Origin of the sequence: Pseudomonas sp. PsB, from assembly GCF_043658375.1 — a bacterium.
GTDB classification, from domain to species: Bacteria; Pseudomonadota; Gammaproteobacteria; order Pseudomonadales; family Pseudomonadaceae; genus Aquipseudomonas; species Aquipseudomonas putida_Z.
Genome location: NZ_JBIGLU010000015.1, coordinates 73,591 through 89,385, shown reverse-complemented (window position 1 = coordinate 89,385; position 15,795 = coordinate 73,591). Strand labels below are relative to the sequence as shown.

Here is a 15,795-nt window from a genome sequence, read left to right as displayed (position 1 = left end):
AGGTGCCGTATGGCGATGGACCAAGCAGAGCGCGACAAGCGCCGGCGCGAGAAGGCCGAGCGCCTGCAGGAAGAAGACCTGCGCTTAAAGGTTCGACCAGGGACAAAACAGGCCCTGCAGGAACTGATGGAGTGGGCCGGGATCGAAGAACAGGGCGAGGCGATGACGCTGATGATTCATCACGTCGAGGCGCTCGGGCATCACGCCTTGTTCAGGATCGCGCGCCACGAAATAGAGGCTCACCGAAGCGTGGCGCGGACCGAACCGTTGCGGCTGTCAGCCAGGAAACGGACTGGCCAGCACTTGCGGGCGATATGCGGCTGGGTAGACGGCTCGGCCAGCCAGATCATCGAGGCGCTGATCCACGGCATTCACGCCCTGGGCAGGCTGCACGCGGCGAAGTTTCTCACCCCGCCGCGACACGAGATCATCATATCGCCCAGCCTGGCCCTGGCCTTCGACAGGAAGAGCATGCTGATGATTCAGCAGGATCCGGGGGACGACATACTGCCTCCTGCCCTCACTTCTTTTTAGCAGGGGGAGCAGCAGGGGCTGGGGGGCGAATGCTGGTCGGTGCAGGCGGATTCGCATTGTTAGTCTGTGGCGAACGCCCTGGACGAGTGACGCCGGCTGGTGGTGGTGTTGGTCGCTTGCTGGTCATAGCTATTTCCATGTTTTTGGGGTGAACTCGACCCACTCGACTTTGGATGCATCGATCACAAAAAGCTCCGCGGGAATAGGTATTTCCGTTCCATCGTCATTGAGCCAGGCTGGCTCGTGCAGTACAAACTGACCCTGGGTGGGCTCTGTCGGCCACTCGAGGGGCCACCCATAAATCCGGCGCTCATCTAAAAGGTTAAGCACCACGAACCTTTTGTGCTTTGAGAAAGCACTGTACCACTCGCTTGGATGAGACGTCTGAGTGCTAAATCCCATCCATCTCAGAAGAGCGTGAAGCTTATCCGTGTTCGCGAGGTAACACGATAGTAGGCCAATGGCTACAGCCGTAACCCCAGTCCACACCGTTACAGCTTCCTTGTCCCATACCCCCCAAACATGCCCCTTGCTGCCAGCCCAAAGGAGCAGCTTGCCGATGCCAGCAACTGCCCCATGGATGACAAACGTAAACACAAGGGCCTGCACAATTTGGCCAAACGTGTCCGGACGTTTAAAAGCTGTCAGCGAATAGAAGATCCAAGCGGTAAGAAATCCCGGGATCAGGTATTGCAGCAGCGGTATGACTTCTTTGACTAGGTCGTCCATCCGAACTCCACATCCTTGAACTGGCCCCACGCCGGTCACCCGTAATACCCCATCCCAAACCAATTTGCCACCATGCCGCATCCGGCCCTCGGAGGCATGACGCTGCCTACACATACCAGGAGAGCGCGATGAGCAAAGCCCTGAAGCTGGTTTACGGCGTCGGAGCAAACGACGCCGAATATCAAGTCTGCCTTACCGCAACGGTTGGCGGGCGCCGGCGATCCGTATGGACCTGCCCGTTCTACAAAGCATGGACCGGGATGCTGGAGCGCTGCTACAGCGAGAAGTTTCAGATAAGGAACCCCACTTATCAGGACTGCTCGGCATCGAGCGATTGGCTCACCTTCTCGTCCTTCCGGGCCTGGATGTCAGCCCAGGATCATGCGGGAAAGCACTTGGACAAGGATCTGATTGTGCCAGGCAACAAGGTTTACTCCGCCGCCACTTGTGCGTTTATCTCGCCTGACCTGAACAGGTTCATGGTGGATAGCCAGGCGATTCGCGGCGACCTGCCGATCGGCGTTTCTTGGAACAAGGCGCGGCAGAGGTTCGTGGCTCAGTGCAGAAACCCTTTCTCTGGCCGTCATGAGTTTCTTGGCTATTACACCAGTGCTTCAGAAGCGCACCAAGCTTGGCGAGAACACAAGCACCAGATAGCAATGGCCTACGCCGATACGCAGTCGGACCCGCGTATCGCCGCCGCGTTGCGGACTCGATACGCCGCCTGCCCTCCAGCGCTGCCCGCCAGCTCTGGTTTATAGCCGACTATAGAGCCTTTATAGATCGCCTATCCGCTACAGCTACTCGAGATCAAGGATCAGCAGCAGTCGTAACGCGTCATCGAGCGATGTGATCTTGATCGACCAGTGATCGGCCTGCGCGGTATCGGTGAAGCTGTCTGGAAATTGAGATCGCAGATGAGCCGGCCGGTACCGTTTTGTCCTGGTCACAGGCGGTCGCCACTGGAATGTGAGCCATTGCTTGGCAACCATGAGCGCGAACCAGAACTCACCGTCGACCTCGATACCTACGGACCTGACTTCACCTTGATCCCTCCGGGCACAGGTGACGCCCTCGGCGCAGGCCAGGCTCCCCACCAGCAGAGCAAAAGCCTCCCTTACCTCACCATCGGTGATGTATCGGTAGAAGTCGCACATCCATTCCGTGCTCGCTCCAGCTTTCAGCATGTGAAGCCCTCCGCAAGAACCTCAACTCTAGACCAAAACCAATCACGCCTCCCCGGCGAGGGCGGCGCCTGCACGCAAGGACAACGACATGACCGAACAACAGCACAACGAGAGTAAGCTCGAGCGGGTCATCCGCAAGATCAAACGCTGCCTGGCACTTTCCAAAAGTTCGAACGAAAACGAAGCCGCCACGGCAATGCGCCAGGCCCGGGCGCTGATGCGCGAGTACCGCCTCACCGAGCTGGATGTCCGCCTGAGCGATGTAGATGAAGTCCAGTCGGACAAGTCTAGGGCGAACCGCCGGCCAACCTGGGATCGGCACCTAAGCGGCATCGTGGCCAGGGTGTTCGGGTGCCGACCGCTCTCGTATAAGCACTGGTGCGAGTCGTCCGGGCGAATGGTTGAGCGGGCCTTGTTCGTAGGCGTGATGCCTGCGCCGCAGATCGCGATGTATGCCTACGAGACCTTGCTCACCAAACTGACGCAGGCTCGCCGCGACTACGTGGCCTCGGTCAGGAGTGGTAAGCGCCGCAGCGCCTACTCCCCCGAGACAGCTGGCGATCACTTCGCAATCGCGTGGGTTTCAGTTGTGCACGGCAAGGTCCATGAGCTTGTACCCCGAGGCGAAGAGGATCAAGCCATAGAGCAGCGCTCAAACGGGCGCGACCTAGTGAAGGTTGAAAGCCAGGACAAGGCGCTGATTGAGCAGTATCTGGCCGGACGAGAAATCGGCAAGCAGCGTAAGTCCGGACCGATAGAGCTCGACATGGCAGCCCAGATCGCCGGGATGCTGGCCGGTCAAAAAGTCAAATTGAACCCCGGCCTGGCCACAGGCGGTGAAACACAGCTGCAGCTGACAGGCGCACGAGGATAAGCCATGACCACAGAAAACCGATCCAGCAACACAGAGATGGCCGCGAAGCTGTGTCCGTGCCCATTTTGCGGTCAGCAAGACGCCTTCGTTGAGCAACTCGACAGCGATGCCTCTGTCGTCATCTGCCAAGGCCGAGTCGATAAGTATTCGGCCTGCCTTGCGCGCGGGCCAGTCGGAGTCCGGCAGCACGAAGGCGAGGATCAGCCAGGCCATGACCAGGCAGTGAAAGAATGGAACAAGCGCGCTGCCCCGCAGCCCCACCCCGAGCCTATAGCCTGGATGGTTGGTACTGCCTTCTGGTGGACCAAAGATGAGGCAGAGAGGGATGCGGAGGCTACTGGGATACCGATTGTTGGCCTGGGGCCGATGCCCGATGCCGGTGAGGCCGCTCGCCTTCGCATAGAGCTGGGCCATATGCGGGATGAACGCGACGACCTGAGCGCCAAGCTGGATCGCTTCTACTCACGAACCCACGGCATCAAGAACCTGGCCGCCATTGAGGAACTGAGCGACAAGCTGGCCGATCGGGATGCGCTGCTGACTGATATCTCGAAGCGTCACTGGTCTGGTGTGGATTTCGATCTCCCGGCCGACCTCGTTGACCGGATCAAAGCCCTATTCGCCAGCGCAGAGCCGAACGCGCCAGGAGTTCTGCCGCGAGCGCATGACGTCAACATGTTCCAGCGCACCGCAGAGCCAGGGGCGAAGTCGTGAAGACGCACTTCGCACCATTCACCGACCTGGAAGACATTGAGCAAGCCCCCTGCGGCACATGGCTAGGGGCATCCTCAGAGCTGTCAGGCGACTGGGCCATTGTTGATTGCCAACTCTGCAACAAGCGCCGTGAAAGGATCATCGCTGCCGCAGCTGATGAAGAGCGCTTCATCGTCGAGCAGATGGGCGACATGGCGGCATTCATGCGTGCGCAAGGCTAGACCGCTACGGAGCACATCTGTACTCCGCCCCCGTTGTAACCAATCTCCCCTATCCCGAGCAGGCGACCTGGTCGAATTTTGGGAGAGTGTCTGTAGCAATGCGGCGGGCCCGTCCGACGCCCCAGGCTAAAGCCCTGGTCATGGATTCACCGGGACGGGAATCGAACGCCTCTTCGTGAAGGGCCATGCCACTCGCGGCATACACCCCAATGAACATCTGCGTGTTACCCGTTCGCGACAGGCGCACCTGAACATCAATGTGCGTTCCATCGCTGAGGGTTTCGTCGTGAGCACGGTGGTGAAGCGTTGGATCAGCCCACCCCCAGAAAACTTCACCGCGAATCCTCATGTCGGCCTCCTACGACTTTAGTTGTATGCCACAGGTGAACCCTCACCATAGCCAAAGCGAGGCGAGACGCAATCTCGGTATCACAGCTTGAGAACTGAATCGGACCACCGGCCGATTTTCTTGTACCGAACCCAGCCACTTGTACAACTTACCGCCGCGATATGGCGGCCAAGGAATCGTCATGCCCGAAAAAATTGAGTTGGACCTCGACGCGATCGAGGCGGCGGCCAAGGCTGCTACCCCGCAAGACTTCGTCAGCGCCCAAGTCGGTGGTGCCGAAGAAGGATGGATGGAATGCCCTGGGTGTGGCGGTGAGGGCTCTGTCGAGCTGACGGCCGACTACCTGAACTACGACGGCGTGGCACTGGGTGTCCAGTTCTATGGCATTGGTGAGCCGCACGTTCATGCTGAGGCGTACTACCGCGCCGCCCGGCCTGCCGTCATGTTGGCCCTGATTGCAGAAGTTCGCGCTCTCCGGACTGACGCAGAGCGGTACCGCTGGTTGCGCGACCCGGACGGACAGGAGGACTTGGGCAGCGAGTACAACATGCCGCCCATCATCTGCGGTTACGCCGAGCATGAGGACATTCTTGCCAACGACGCGCTAGATCGCGCGATCGACCAGGGCATGGAGGCGCTTAAGTCATGACCCGCCTCGCCCTCTGTCTCCTGCTGCTGGCCACCGGCGCCAACGCAGCGTCGAACATCATCGACGTACAGCACGACAGCCAGCGCGGCGTCACCTGCTACCTGCTCAATGGGGTCGGCATCAGCTGCATCCCCGACAGCCAGCTGCCGGCCGGCAACGAGCGCCAGCTCTCCCCGCACGAAACCCAACCCGAACCTACACCCGCTCTGGCGCCTGGGCGCTGGATTGATGAGAGGTATGAGCTGTGAGTAGCACCAATTGGAACGTCGCACCTCACGGTGCAGAGGCATGGGCGCCCAGCACTCCCAAGTTCATGGCCGGCTGGTACAAGACAGACGCAGAAGGCCGCTGGTATTTCTCCCTATCGCGCAGTTCTGGCTGGTGGGGTATCGAGCGGCCATCGACATATCGCCAGCACCAAATGGAGCGGCGACCATGACCGACATGATCGAAGTGAAAACAGCCTACCTGGCCGGCGAGGCCTTGGGATGGGCAGTAGGCAAGGCGGAAGGCCTGGACCTGATTCTGGTGCCGCCGCAGTACGGCAATCCCTGGCGGGTGTTCGCCAGGCACCAGGGCGAGGCCATCGTGCACACCAAGCGCTACAACCCGTGGGAAGACTGGGCGCTTGGCGGCCATCTGTTCGACAAGCACTGCAAGGGCTTCGGCATGCTGCAAGACGGCACAGACTCCCGGTATCGAGCATTCGCCTACAACCGGCCCACTGGATTCAGTCGTTTAGCAGGCGGACCTACGATCCTTGTTGCAGGCTGCAGGGCGATAGTCGCTCTGAACATTGGCGACACCGTCCAGGTGCCACAGGAGCTGATGCCATGATCGAGCAATTCAGCGTGAACGAGCTTGAGGCAATCCTGAAAGGCGTCAAGCCCCGAGATCTGCGCGCCGGCGAGACCATTGCCCAGTACCTGCATCGCGGCATCCGGCGCCTAGCGACCGAACGCGACAATCTGCGCCAGGACCGCGACGGCCTGCTCGAATCCGGCGCCCACCTGCTGTAACCCCTTCCCGTACCAATCAAACCCGCCGACATGCGCGGGCGTGGAGACTCTTTGCCATGACAAAAGAAGAACTCGCGAGCCTTCCAACAAAGGTCCGCATTGCGATCGAGGCCGGGAAAGCTGCTGCCGCTGCATGCACCGACGACGGCGGCAGCGCGAATCTGGACCGGGTAGTGATTCCGGTGCCAGGCCTGCGCGCCAGCCAGCTGCAGGGGCTGCCCGGCTATGTGCAGAAGAAAAGCCGGTACCACCAACAAGGCGTGCACCTTGATACGCCTTGGCCAGGCATCGGCAATCAGCACAGCGCCGGGGTGCAGGCAATGCACAAGTCGCTGAAAGACCAAGGCGTCAACTGCTACGTCTACTACCAGGTCGACTGACCACCAACCTGCCGCCACCGGCGGCGTGGAGACCATCCATGAAAGTCGAGCACTTCCGAAAAGGACAGATCGTTCCCAGGCGCCTACGCATTCTCCTGGCGTCCGTGAAAGGCGCCCAGCATTACATCAGGTTTGGGGCTGATGTCGTTTGGAGCGGGCGATGCCTTTCTCCCGTTAGGCCGATGGGGCCAACAGAGTCGCTGATCGTCGCCGGTCCCGGCATGTCGGCGCCACGGAAGAACGGCACGCGAAGAAAGTCAGGATTCACCATCGACAACCGCTTCGTACTATCCGGCTCCTATGACTCGAGCAGCGGCCATAGAACCGCATCGATATCCCAAATAAGCGAGTGAGGGGATCTCCATGAACCTGATCGACTGCTACGTCACGAAGATCCTCGGCGAGCCGTACCGCAAGTTCGGCGCCTGGTGGGTCGATGTCGAATACAACAGCTGGGGCAGCGTCAGCACCACCCGGCTCATGTTCCGCACCGAGGAAGCTGCCAGGGCGGCGAAGGTCGGATACCACTTCACGGCCTGACCCTTCTATATAAAGGAGACACCCATGCGACCCGCAGAAAACATCGACCGCTTCCTGCGCCTCGACGAGGTGCTGCACGTGACCGGCATTGGCCGTAACACCGTCTATCGCAGAATCCGTGAAGGCACCTTCCCAAAACAGGTTAAGATAGGCCCCAATTCGGTTGCCTGGCGCCAGTCGGACATCACCCAGTGGATGACCTCTTTCGACCCCAGCGACGACCAATCAGTACATTGAGCAGTACATTGAAACGCCAATTTCCGCTCAAGCCCTTATCCCACCAGCTATACAGGTCCACCAGTGGAAATCTTCAAGGAATTCACATTCGAATCGGCCCACCGCCTGCCGCACGTCCCTGCCGGGCACAAATGCGGTCGCCTGCACGGCCACTCGTTCAAGGTCGGCCTGCACCTGACCGGCCCGCTCGACCCGCACACCGGCTGGATCCGCGATTTCGCCGAGATCAAGGCGATCTTCAAGCCGATCTACGAGCAACTGGACCATAACTACCTGAACGACATCCCGGGCCTGGAAAACCCCACCAGCGAAGTGATCGCCAAGTGGATCTGGGACCAGGTCAAGCCGCTGCTGCCGGAACTGTCGAAGGTCCGCATCCACGAGACCTGCACCAGCGGCTGCGAGTACAGCGGCGACTGAACCCCGGCAAGGGCGCTGTAGCAGCGCCCTTGCGCCCCCTAGAACCTGGCCGAGGTTTCCAGCACCTGCACAGTCAGGGATCCTTCCTCACCCAGCGCCTGCGTACCCAGCCTGCGTTCGCTGCGATCAGCCAGCTTCACGACTCGGCCACTGCTGTGCCTGAGTTTCACGTTGGCCACAGTTGCCCCCACCTGCAAGGTAGCCGGGTCCAACCCGTCCAGATGCCAGAGAAAATCCGCCTCCGCACGAACCGATTGCCAGCGCTGCGCCAGGCTCATGGTCCAGCCTGTCTGTTTGCGCAAGGTGAAGTTCAGGCGCCGACCACGCTCGTCAAGCGGCCAGATCTCATACGCATACACCCCGTTATCGAGGTAAGCGGCAAACCAGAAACGCTCGCATGCCGGTCGGGTTTCATCGTCGCGCCAGCGCGTGCCCAACGAATCGGTCTGCTCCACACTCAACCTTGCCCGTGGGTTCCACTCCCAGCCTTCGTCAAAACGAGCTGCTACCAAGCCTTGCACGCCGTCCGTGGAGCCGGCAGGGCCGGCTGGCGTCTCGTCGGGCCGCCAGCACAAACTGGCGATGAAACTGTGCTCCGCCTTGAACACATGACTGCTGCCCGCCCGCTGCAGGCCCGTGCCCCAGGCGACATCACGCGCTTCATGGGCGTAGTCCAGCACTTCTAGGGCCATCAGTCCTGGCTCGCCAGTCAGCGTGTTTATCAGCCACGCCTCCCGGTTGGCGATGCGCCTGGCCCGTTGCCCGGCGTCGTCGACCAGAACGACATTGCATAACCGCGCCCCGCGCTTGATATCGTTGTGGTTGATACCCGAAAGGTTCCACAGGTGCTGCGGATCGGTCAGATGCTGACGCCCGGCCGCCGCCTCGGTCTGGTCCTTCACGCCCGCATAGCCTGCAAAGCCTGACAGCACCCCCGGCTTACTGTAGACAATCCGGTTCAGCGGTTTCCAGTTCCGGTCATAAGGCCGCATTTCATAGCGCAGCGTCGCCCCGGTCCGTTCCGTACCGCTGATATAGGCTCCGAACCAGAACAGCTCGCCATACACATGACTGGGCAAGGTGTAGCTCCATGGCTCCAGCCGCAATGGCCCGGTGCCTTCGGGCTCGGCCCGCAGATACCGGTACCAGTGGTCATTGTGAAACCCGGCCCCGCCATAATGCAGCCACATGGGGGCAAGCCTGGCGGTCGAAGCGTCCCACTGATCGGGATGCAGGAGCTCATCGCCCAGCTGCCACCAGCAGCGAGCCAAAAAGGAAAATTCCGGGTGGTAGACATAGTCGCTCATGGGCGCTTCCTGTGCATGGAAAACGCCGGACACTACGCGAGCGATGCCGCCCGAAATCAGCGGGAAACAGCCTACTCCAAAGCCTGTTGCAGGAACGCCGGGGCGATGTAGCGCTGGTAATGCGCCTCGGACAGCAGGAAGAACTCGCGGTCGATGGCGTCGCGCAACTGCGGCAGCTCCCAGTCGCGGAATTCCGGCAACAGCACCATGCCATAGGCCTCCAGATCACGGATCATCCGCGCCCCACGGGCAATCAGCTGGTACGCCCAGCAATATTCCGACTGCTGCTCGACAAAGCGGATGGAACGCTGCTCCAGTTGCTGGCGCAGCAGGCCTTTGTCGAACACCTCCAGCTTGGCCATCATCACCTGCACCAGCAGCTGCTCCAGACGCAGCCACACGGCGCGCTTCTGCGCATCGTCGTAGCCGTTCCAGTTGATCACTTCGTGGTGGAACCGCTTGCAGCCACGGCAAACCGTGTCTCCGTAAACCGTGGAGCACAGGCCGACGCAAGGGGTCTTGATGGACTTGTTGGACATGAAAAACAACAGCTTGGCGGTGGAACACGGGCTCATGTTAGCCCTTTGTCTAACCAGGGTCACTCGTTAAAGTCATCTTCGCCGCCTTACCTTCGAGCTTTTTTTGCCGTAGAATCATCCCGCCTTTTCAAAGGCAACAATGTCCGTTGGAAGCTGTTTTCAAAGCGTCACGAGCACAGTTCATCCGGTAGAACGGCGTTGGCCCGGGCCATGCATCCCTCGCATGCCCGTGCCAGCCCTCATCAGCTCCCCGTTCTGCAGGCGTAAAACTTTGAAAGCAGCTTCTGTAAGGATTCTTTGCGACTCTGGCTGGGCGGCCCACAAAGCCGTGGCAGCGCATGGGTGCACTGAATGCTGGATGAGCGTCCCGGACCCCCTTTAGGGACCACTGATGAGGGAAATAACTGTGCTTGAAGCCTACCGCAAACACATCGAAGAGCGTGCCGCCCTGGGTATCGTGCCCCAGCCGCTGAACGCCGAACAAACTGCAGGCCTGGTCGAGCTGCTGAAAAACCCGCCGGCCGGCGAAGAAGCCTTCCTCGTAGACCTGATCACCAACCGCGTACCGCCAGGGGTCGACGAAGCTGCCTACGTCAAGGCCGCTTTCCTCTCCGCCGTCGCCAAGGGCGAAGCCAAGTCGCCTCTGATCGACCGCAAGCACGCCACCGAACTGCTGGGCACCATGCAGGGCGGCTACAACATCGAAACGCTGGTCGCACTGCTGGATGACGCCGAACTGGGCGCCGTCGCGGCCGAACAGCTCAAGCACACCCTGCTGATGTTCGATGCCTTCCACGACGTGGCCGAAAAAGCCAAGGCCGGCAACGTTCACGCCAAGGCCGTGCTGGAATCCTGGGCTGCCGGCGAGTGGTTCACCTCGCGTCCGGCCATCGCCGACAAGTACACCCTGACCGTGTTCAAGGTGCCTGGCGAAACCAACACCGACGACCTGTCCCCTGCCCCGGACGCCTGGTCGCGCCCTGACATCCCGCTGCACGCCCTGGCCATGCTGAAAATGGCCCGCGACGGCATCGAGCCGCAGCAGCCTGGTTCGGTCGGCCCGCTGGCCCAGATCGAAGCCGTCAAGGCCAAGGGCTTCCCGGTTGCCTACGTCGGTGACGTGGTCGGTACCGGTTCCTCGCGTAAATCCGCCACCAACTCGGTGCTGTGGTTCTTCGGCGACGACATTCCGTACGTGCCGAACAAGCGCGCCGGTGGCTTCTGCTTCGGCACCAAGATCGCCCCGATCTTCTACAACACCATGGAAGACGCCGGCGCCCTGCCGATCGAATTCGACTGCACCAACCTGGCCATGGGCGACGTCATCGACGTTTACCCGTTCAAGGGCGAAGTGCGCCGTCACGGCAGCGACGAACTGGTCACCAACTTCGAGCTGAAAACCGAAGTGCTGCTGGATGAAGTCCGCGCTGGCGGCCGTATCCCGCTGATCGTCGGCCGTGGCCTGACCGAAAAAGCCCGTGCCGAACTGGGCCTGGGTGCTTCCGACCTGTTCAAGAAGCCGGAGCAGCCTGCCGATTCGGGCAAGGGCTTCACCCTGGCACAGAAAATGGTCGGCCGTGCCTGCGGCCTGCCAGAAGGCCAGGGCGTGCGCCCAGGTGCCTACTGCGAGCCGAAGATGACCACCGTCGGTTCCCAGGACACCACTGGCCCGATGACCCGCGACGAGCTGAAAGACCTGGCGTGCCTGGGCTTCTCCGCTGACCTGGTGATGCAGTCGTTCTGCCACACCGCGGCCTATCCGAAGCCGATCGACGTCACCACCCACCACACCCTGCCAGACTTCATCCGCACCCGTGGCGGCGTGTCGCTGCGCCCGGGCGACGGCATCATCCACAGCTGGCTGAACCGCATGCTGATGCCTGACACCGTGGGTACCGGTGGCGACTCGCACACCCGCTTCCCGATCGGCATCTCGTTCCCGGCAGGTTCCGGCCTGGTGGCCTTCGCCGCCGCCACCGGCGTCATGCCGCTGGACATGCCAGAGTCGATCCTGGTGCGCTTCAAGGGCAAACTGCAGCCAGGCATCACCCTGCGTGACCTGGTCCACGCCATCCCTTACTACGCCATCCAGAAGGGCCTGCTGACCGTCGAGAAGAAAGGCAAGAAAAACGCCTTCTCCGGCCGCATCCTCGAGATCGAAGGCCTGAACGACCTGACCGTCGAGCAAGCCTTCGAGCTGTCCGACGCCTCGGCCGAGCGTTCCGCTGCCGGTTGCACCATCAAGCTGCCAGAAAAGGCCATCGCCGAGTACCTGCAGTCCAACATCACCCTGCTGCGCTGGATGATCGGCGAAGGCTACGGCGATGCCCGCACCCTGGAGCGCCGCGCCCAGGCCATGGAAGCCTGGCTGGCCAAGCCTGAGCTGCTGTCGGCCGACGCCGATGCCGAATACGCCGAAATCATCGAAATCGACCTGGCCGACGTGAAAGAGCCTGTGCTCTGCGCGCCGAACGACCCGGACGATGCCCGCCTGCTGTCTTCGGTACAGGGCGAGAAGATCGACGAAGTGTTCATCGGTTCGTGCATGACCAACATCGGCCACTTCCGCGCTGCCGGCAAGCTGCTGGACAAGGTCAAGGGCGGTATCCCGACCCGTCTGTGGCTGGCTCCGCCAACCAAGATGGACGCTCACCAGCTGACCGAAGAAGGCTACTACGGCATCTACGGCAAGGCTGGCGCGCGCATGGAAATGCCAGGCTGCTCGCTGTGCATGGGTAACCAGGCACGTGTGCAGACCGGTTCGACCGTGGTCTCCACCTCGACCCGTAACTTCCCGAACCGTCTGGGCGACGCCACCAACGTGTACCTGGCATCGGCCGAGCTGGCTGCTGTCGCTTCGATCATCGGCAAGCTGCCGACCGTTGAAGAGTACATGCAGTACGCGAAGGACATCGACAGCATGGCTGCCGACGTTTACCGCTACCTGAGCTTCGACCAGATCGCCGAGTTCCGCGAAGCGGCAGCCAACGCCAAGATCCCGGTGGTTCAGGCGTAAGCTGAGCGGCAAGTTGTAAGCTACAAGCTACAAGAAGAAGCCCTGGCAGAGATGCCGGGGCTTTTTTGTGGGGGTTGTGTCGGCTTTACCGGCCTCTTCGCGGGCTTGCCCGCTCCCACAGGTACACCACTGCCATCAGGCCTGCGTTGTGCCTGTGGGAGCGGGCAAGCCCGCGAAGAGGCCGATTCAGATCACGAACAGGTCGACAAACCTGTGCACCGCCATCTGCTCCAGCTTCTGCTGGTCCTTGCACACATCCACGATCTCCCCACACCGCTGCCGCGCAAAGCGCGTCGCCAGGTTGTCCCTGAACTTGGCCTCCAGCAACGGTATGCCCTCCCCTCGCCGCCGGCGATGCCCGATCGGGTATTCCACCACCACCTGCTCGGTACTGCTGCCATCCTTGAAGAACACCTGCAGCGCGTTGGCGATCGAGCGTTTGTCCGGCTCCAGGTACTCACGGCTGAAGCGCGGGTCTTCAACCACCTCCATCTTCTCGCGCAGGCGGTCGATGCTTGGGTGGTTGGCATGGAAGGTGTCTTCGTAATGCTCGGCCACCAGATGACCGAAAATCAGCGGCACCGCCACCATGTACTGCAGGCAGTGGTCGCGGTCGGCGGCGTTGGCCAGCGGGCCGCTCTTGGAAATGATGCGGATCGCCGACTCCTGGGTGGTAATGACGATACGGTCGACTTCGTGCAGGCGGTTACGCACCAGTGGATGCAGGGTTACCGCTGCCTCGCAGGCGGTCTGGGCGTGGAACTCGGCAGGGAAACTGACCTTGAACAGCACGTTTTCCATCACGTAGCTACCCAGGGCTTGCGGCACGCGCAGCTCTTGCTGCTCGGACGGCTTGAGCGCGAGGTCCTTGTTGGTGTGGCTGAACAGCACATCATAGAAGCCCCACTGCGGCGCAGTGAGCACGCCCGGCACGCCCATCTCGCCACGCAGGGCAATATCAGCCAGGCGCACGCCACGGCTGGAAGCATCACCGGCGGCCCACGACTTGCGCGAACCGGCGTTGGGCGCATGGCGGTAGGTACGCAGCGCCTGGCCGTCGACGAAGGCGTGGGACAAGGCGCTCAGCATCTGCTCACGGTTGGCCCCCATCAGCCTGGCGCACACTGCAGTGGAGGCTACCTTGACCAGAATCACATGGTCGAGGCCAACACGATTGAAGGCGTTTTCCAGCGCCAGCACGCCCTGAATCTCGTGAGCCATGACCATGGCTTCGAGCACATCGCGCATCAACAGTGGCGTTTCACCTGCGGCCACGCGCTTCTGCGACAGGTGATCGGCAACGGCCAGGATGCCGCCGAGGTTGTCCGAGGGGTGGGCCCATTCGGCGGCCAGCCAGGTATCGTTGTAGTCCAGCCAACGTACCGTGCAGCCGATGTCCCAGGCGGCCTTGACCGGGTCGAGGCGGTAGGCGGTGCCGGGCACGCGGGCACCATTGGGCACCACCGTGCCTTCCACCTGGGGGCCTAGCAGCTTGGTGCATTCGGGGAAGCGCAGGGCCAGCAGGCCGCAGCCGAGGGTATCCATCAGGCAGTTGCGCGCGGTGTCCAGGGCTTCGGCGGATTCGACCCGGTACGTGAGGGCGTAATCGGCGAGGGTTTGCAGCACCCGGTCGTAGTCCGGGCGGGCGTTGAGGTCTACGTTGGCGCTCATATCCAGCTCCCTTCAGAATTGCCGGGACTGCTTTGCAGCCCTTCGCGGGCTCGCCCGCTCCCACAAGTACACCACAGCCTTCGGAACCTGTGATTACCTGTGGGAGCGGGCAAGCCCGCGAAGGGGCGCAAAGCGGCCCCAACGAACTAAAGCCGAGCGCCAGTGGTGCGTTAGAAGCTATCGCCAGGCACGCGAACCCAGCCCTCCATCAGCACGCGAGCACTGCGGCTCATGATTGCCTTGGTCACTGTCCATTCACCATTCACCTGGCGCGCCTCGGCCCCCACCCGCAGGGTGCCCGAGGGGTGGCCGAAACGCACGGCGCTGCGCTCGCCCCCGCCTGCGGCGAGGTTGACCAGCGTGCCCGGAATGGCCGCCGCGGTGCCGATGGCCACCGCGGCCGTTCCCATCATTGCATGGTGCAGCTTGCCCATCGACAAGGCCCGCACCAGCAGGTCGATATCACCCGCCTGCACCGCTTTGCCACTGGACGCAGTGTAGGTGCTCGGCGGCGCGACGAAAGCCACTTTCGGCGTGTGCTGACGCCCGGCAGCCTGGTCGACGTTGTCGATCAGGCCCATGCGCACGGCGCCATAGGCGCGAATTGTCTCGAAGCGCAGCAGCGCCTGCGGGTCGCCGTTGATGGCGTCCTGCAGTTCGGTGCCGGTGTAGCCGATATCCGCCGCATTGACGAAGATGGTCGGGATGCCGGCATTGATCAGGGTCGCCTTGAACGTACCGACACCTGGCACCTCGAGATCATCGACCAGGTTGCCGGTGGGGAACATCGCCCCGCCGTCGCCATCTTCGTCGGCCGCCGGGTCGAGGAACTCAAGCTGCACCTCGGCGGCCGGGAAGGTCACCCCGTCCAGCTCGAAGTCGCCGGTTTCCTGCACTTCACCTTCGGTGATCGGCACATGGGCGATGATGGTCTTGCCGATGTTGGCCTGCCAGATGCGCACGGTGGCGATGCCGTTGCGCGGAATGCGCGCCGGGTCGACCAGGCCGCTGCTGATGGCGAACGAACCGACCGCGGCGGAGAGGTTGCCGCAATTGCCGCTCCAGTCGACAAAGGCCTTGTCGATGCTGACCTGGCCGAACAGATAGTCGACATCGTGTTCAGGCTTGATGCTTTGCGACAGGATCACGGTCTTGCTGGTGCTCGAAGTGGCGCCGCCCATGCCGTCGATCTGCTTGCCGTAGGGGTCGGGGCTGCCGATCACCCGCAGCAGCAGTGCGTCGCGGGCCGGGCCGGGGATCTGCGCTTGCTCGGGCAGGTCTTGCAGGCGGAAGAACACGCCTTTGCTGGTGCCGCCACGGATGTAGGTGGCGGGGATTTTTACTTGCGGTACGTGAGCCATGGATGTGCTGTCCTGTCTGAGATGCATATGGCCTCTGGGGCTGCTTTG

The 15,795-nt window shown here is 61.8% G+C and carries 21 protein-coding genes; 14 read left to right on the top strand and 7 right to left on the bottom strand.

Features of this window, described 5'->3' with window-relative positions; translation table 11 throughout:
• Positions 1-9: 9 nt before the first annotated feature.
• The gene (locus tag ACGLHT_RS18375; RefSeq protein WP_274120493.1) at positions 10-534 is read left to right on the top strand and encodes a hypothetical protein; all 525 of its coding nucleotides are present in this window, start codon (positions 10-12) and stop codon (positions 532-534) included.
• A 129-nt stretch (positions 535-663) separates the two neighbouring features.
• Here the strand turns inward: ACGLHT_RS18375 and ACGLHT_RS18370 are convergent, their stop codons facing one another.
• Positions 664-1,263 (bottom strand): DUF6338 family protein, encoded by a 600-nt coding sequence (locus tag ACGLHT_RS18370; protein ID WP_274120491.1) that lies wholly within the window; start codon positions 1,261-1,263, stop codon positions 664-666.
• Between the two features lie 128 nt (positions 1,264-1,391).
• Here ACGLHT_RS18370 and ACGLHT_RS18365 point away from each other — a divergent pair, with 128 nt between their 5' ends.
• Positions 1,392-2,024 (top strand): hypothetical protein, encoded by a 633-nt coding sequence (locus tag ACGLHT_RS18365; RefSeq protein ID WP_274120490.1) that lies wholly within the window; start codon positions 1,392-1,394, stop codon positions 2,022-2,024.
• 39 nt (positions 2,025-2,063) lie between these two features.
• Here ACGLHT_RS18365 and ACGLHT_RS18360 read toward each other — a convergent pair whose 3' ends face one another.
• Positions 2,064-2,450, bottom strand: coding sequence for a hypothetical protein (locus ACGLHT_RS18360; RefSeq protein WP_274120489.1), 387 nt, complete (start codon positions 2,448-2,450; stop codon positions 2,064-2,066).
• 88 nt (positions 2,451-2,538) lie between these two features.
• On the opposite strand from ACGLHT_RS18360, the gene ACGLHT_RS18355 reads away from it, so the two are divergent.
• The 3 genes from ACGLHT_RS18355 to ACGLHT_RS18345 are packed head-to-tail and all read left to right on the top strand — an operon-like array spanning position 2,539 to position 4,259.
• On the top strand, positions 2,539-3,324 hold the full coding sequence (locus ACGLHT_RS18355) for a DUF2786 domain-containing protein (RefSeq protein ID WP_274120488.1): 786 nt from the start codon (positions 2,539-2,541) through the stop codon (positions 3,322-3,324).
• A gap of 3 nt (positions 3,325-3,327) precedes the next feature.
• Entirely contained in the window at positions 3,328-4,038 is a 711-nt protein-coding gene (locus tag ACGLHT_RS18350; protein ID WP_274120487.1) for a Lar family restriction alleviation protein, read from the top strand.
• The gene (locus ACGLHT_RS18345; protein ID WP_196187936.1) at positions 4,035-4,259 is read left to right on the top strand and encodes a hypothetical protein; all 225 of its coding nucleotides are present in this window, start codon (positions 4,035-4,037) and stop codon (positions 4,257-4,259) included. The genes ACGLHT_RS18350 and ACGLHT_RS18345 overlap by 4 nt, the downstream gene beginning before the upstream one ends.
• Positions 4,260-4,308: 49 nt before the next feature.
• Here the strand turns inward: ACGLHT_RS18345 and ACGLHT_RS18340 are convergent, their stop codons facing one another.
• A complete protein-coding gene (locus ACGLHT_RS18340; protein ID WP_046615156.1) occupies positions 4,309-4,608 on the bottom strand; it encodes a hypothetical protein in 300 nt (99 codons plus the stop codon).
• A 181-nt stretch (positions 4,609-4,789) separates the two neighbouring features.
• On the opposite strand from ACGLHT_RS18340, the gene ACGLHT_RS18335 reads away from it, so the two are divergent.
• The 8 genes from ACGLHT_RS18335 to queD all read left to right on the top strand — a co-directional run bounded on the left by ACGLHT_RS18335 (position 4,790) and on the right by queD (position 7,853).
• Complete coding sequence (locus ACGLHT_RS18335) at positions 4,790-5,257, top strand: hypothetical protein (protein WP_274120486.1); 468 nt, start codon at positions 4,790-4,792, stop codon at positions 5,255-5,257.
• Complete coding sequence (locus tag ACGLHT_RS18330; RefSeq protein WP_274120485.1) at positions 5,254-5,505, top strand: hypothetical protein; 252 nt, start codon at positions 5,254-5,256, stop codon at positions 5,503-5,505. Before ACGLHT_RS18335 ends, ACGLHT_RS18330 begins: the two co-directional genes overlap by 4 nt.
• A 187-nt stretch (positions 5,506-5,692) precedes the next feature.
• Positions 5,693-6,094, top strand: a complete 402-nt coding sequence (locus tag ACGLHT_RS18325; protein ID WP_274120484.1) for a phage protein NinX family protein — start codon at positions 5,693-5,695, stop codon at positions 6,092-6,094.
• Positions 6,091-6,276: a hypothetical protein gene (locus tag ACGLHT_RS18320; protein ID WP_274120483.1), complete on the top strand. Its 186-nt coding sequence runs from the start codon at positions 6,091-6,093 to the stop codon at positions 6,274-6,276. The genes ACGLHT_RS18325 and ACGLHT_RS18320 overlap by 4 nt, the downstream gene beginning before the upstream one ends.
• 56 nt (positions 6,277-6,332) lie before the next feature.
• On the top strand, positions 6,333-6,656 hold the full coding sequence (locus ACGLHT_RS18315; RefSeq protein WP_274120482.1) for a hypothetical protein: 324 nt from the start codon (positions 6,333-6,335) through the stop codon (positions 6,654-6,656).
• Between the two features lie 363 nt (positions 6,657-7,019).
• Positions 7,020-7,196, top strand: a complete 177-nt coding sequence (locus ACGLHT_RS18310) for a hypothetical protein (protein ID WP_167506586.1) — start codon at positions 7,020-7,022, stop codon at positions 7,194-7,196.
• Positions 7,197-7,220: 24 nt separating this feature from the next.
• A complete protein-coding gene (locus tag ACGLHT_RS18305) occupies positions 7,221-7,433 on the top strand; it encodes an AlpA family transcriptional regulator (protein WP_054572450.1) in 213 nt (70 codons plus the stop codon).
• Between the two features lie 63 nt (positions 7,434-7,496).
• Entirely contained in the window at positions 7,497-7,853 is a 357-nt protein-coding gene (gene queD, locus ACGLHT_RS18300) for a 6-carboxytetrahydropterin synthase QueD (protein ID WP_025338446.1), read from the top strand.
• A gap of 38 nt (positions 7,854-7,891) precedes the next feature.
• On the opposite strand, the gene ACGLHT_RS18295 is transcribed toward queD, so the two are convergent.
• Both ACGLHT_RS18295 and ACGLHT_RS18290 read right to left on the bottom strand, forming a co-directional pair.
• Entirely contained in the window at positions 7,892-9,160 is a 1,269-nt protein-coding gene (locus ACGLHT_RS18295; RefSeq protein ID WP_274120481.1) for a hypothetical protein, read from the bottom strand.
• Positions 9,161-9,231: 71 nt separating this feature from the next.
• Positions 9,232-9,699: a DUF1289 domain-containing protein gene (locus tag ACGLHT_RS18290; protein ID WP_161795747.1), complete on the bottom strand. Its 468-nt coding sequence runs from the start codon at positions 9,697-9,699 to the stop codon at positions 9,232-9,234.
• 406 nt (positions 9,700-10,105) lie between these two features.
• Here ACGLHT_RS18290 and acnB point away from each other — a divergent pair, with 406 nt between their 5' ends.
• Positions 10,106-12,715, top strand: coding sequence for a bifunctional aconitate hydratase 2/2-methylisocitrate dehydratase (acnB, locus tag ACGLHT_RS18285; protein WP_075044547.1), 2,610 nt, complete (start codon positions 10,106-10,108; stop codon positions 12,713-12,715).
• Positions 12,716-12,901: 186 nt separating this feature from the next.
• Here the strand turns inward: acnB and prpD are convergent, their stop codons facing one another.
• Together prpD and prpF are read right to left on the bottom strand one after the other, a co-directional pair.
• Positions 12,902-14,386: a 2-methylcitrate dehydratase gene (prpD, locus tag ACGLHT_RS18280; RefSeq protein ID WP_274120480.1), complete on the bottom strand. Its 1,485-nt coding sequence runs from the start codon at positions 14,384-14,386 to the stop codon at positions 12,902-12,904.
• A 170-nt stretch (positions 14,387-14,556) separates the two neighbouring features.
• Complete coding sequence (gene prpF / locus ACGLHT_RS18275; protein ID WP_075044545.1) at positions 14,557-15,747, bottom strand: 2-methylaconitate cis-trans isomerase PrpF; 1,191 nt, start codon at positions 15,745-15,747, stop codon at positions 14,557-14,559.
• Positions 15,748-15,795 lie beyond the last annotated feature (48 nt).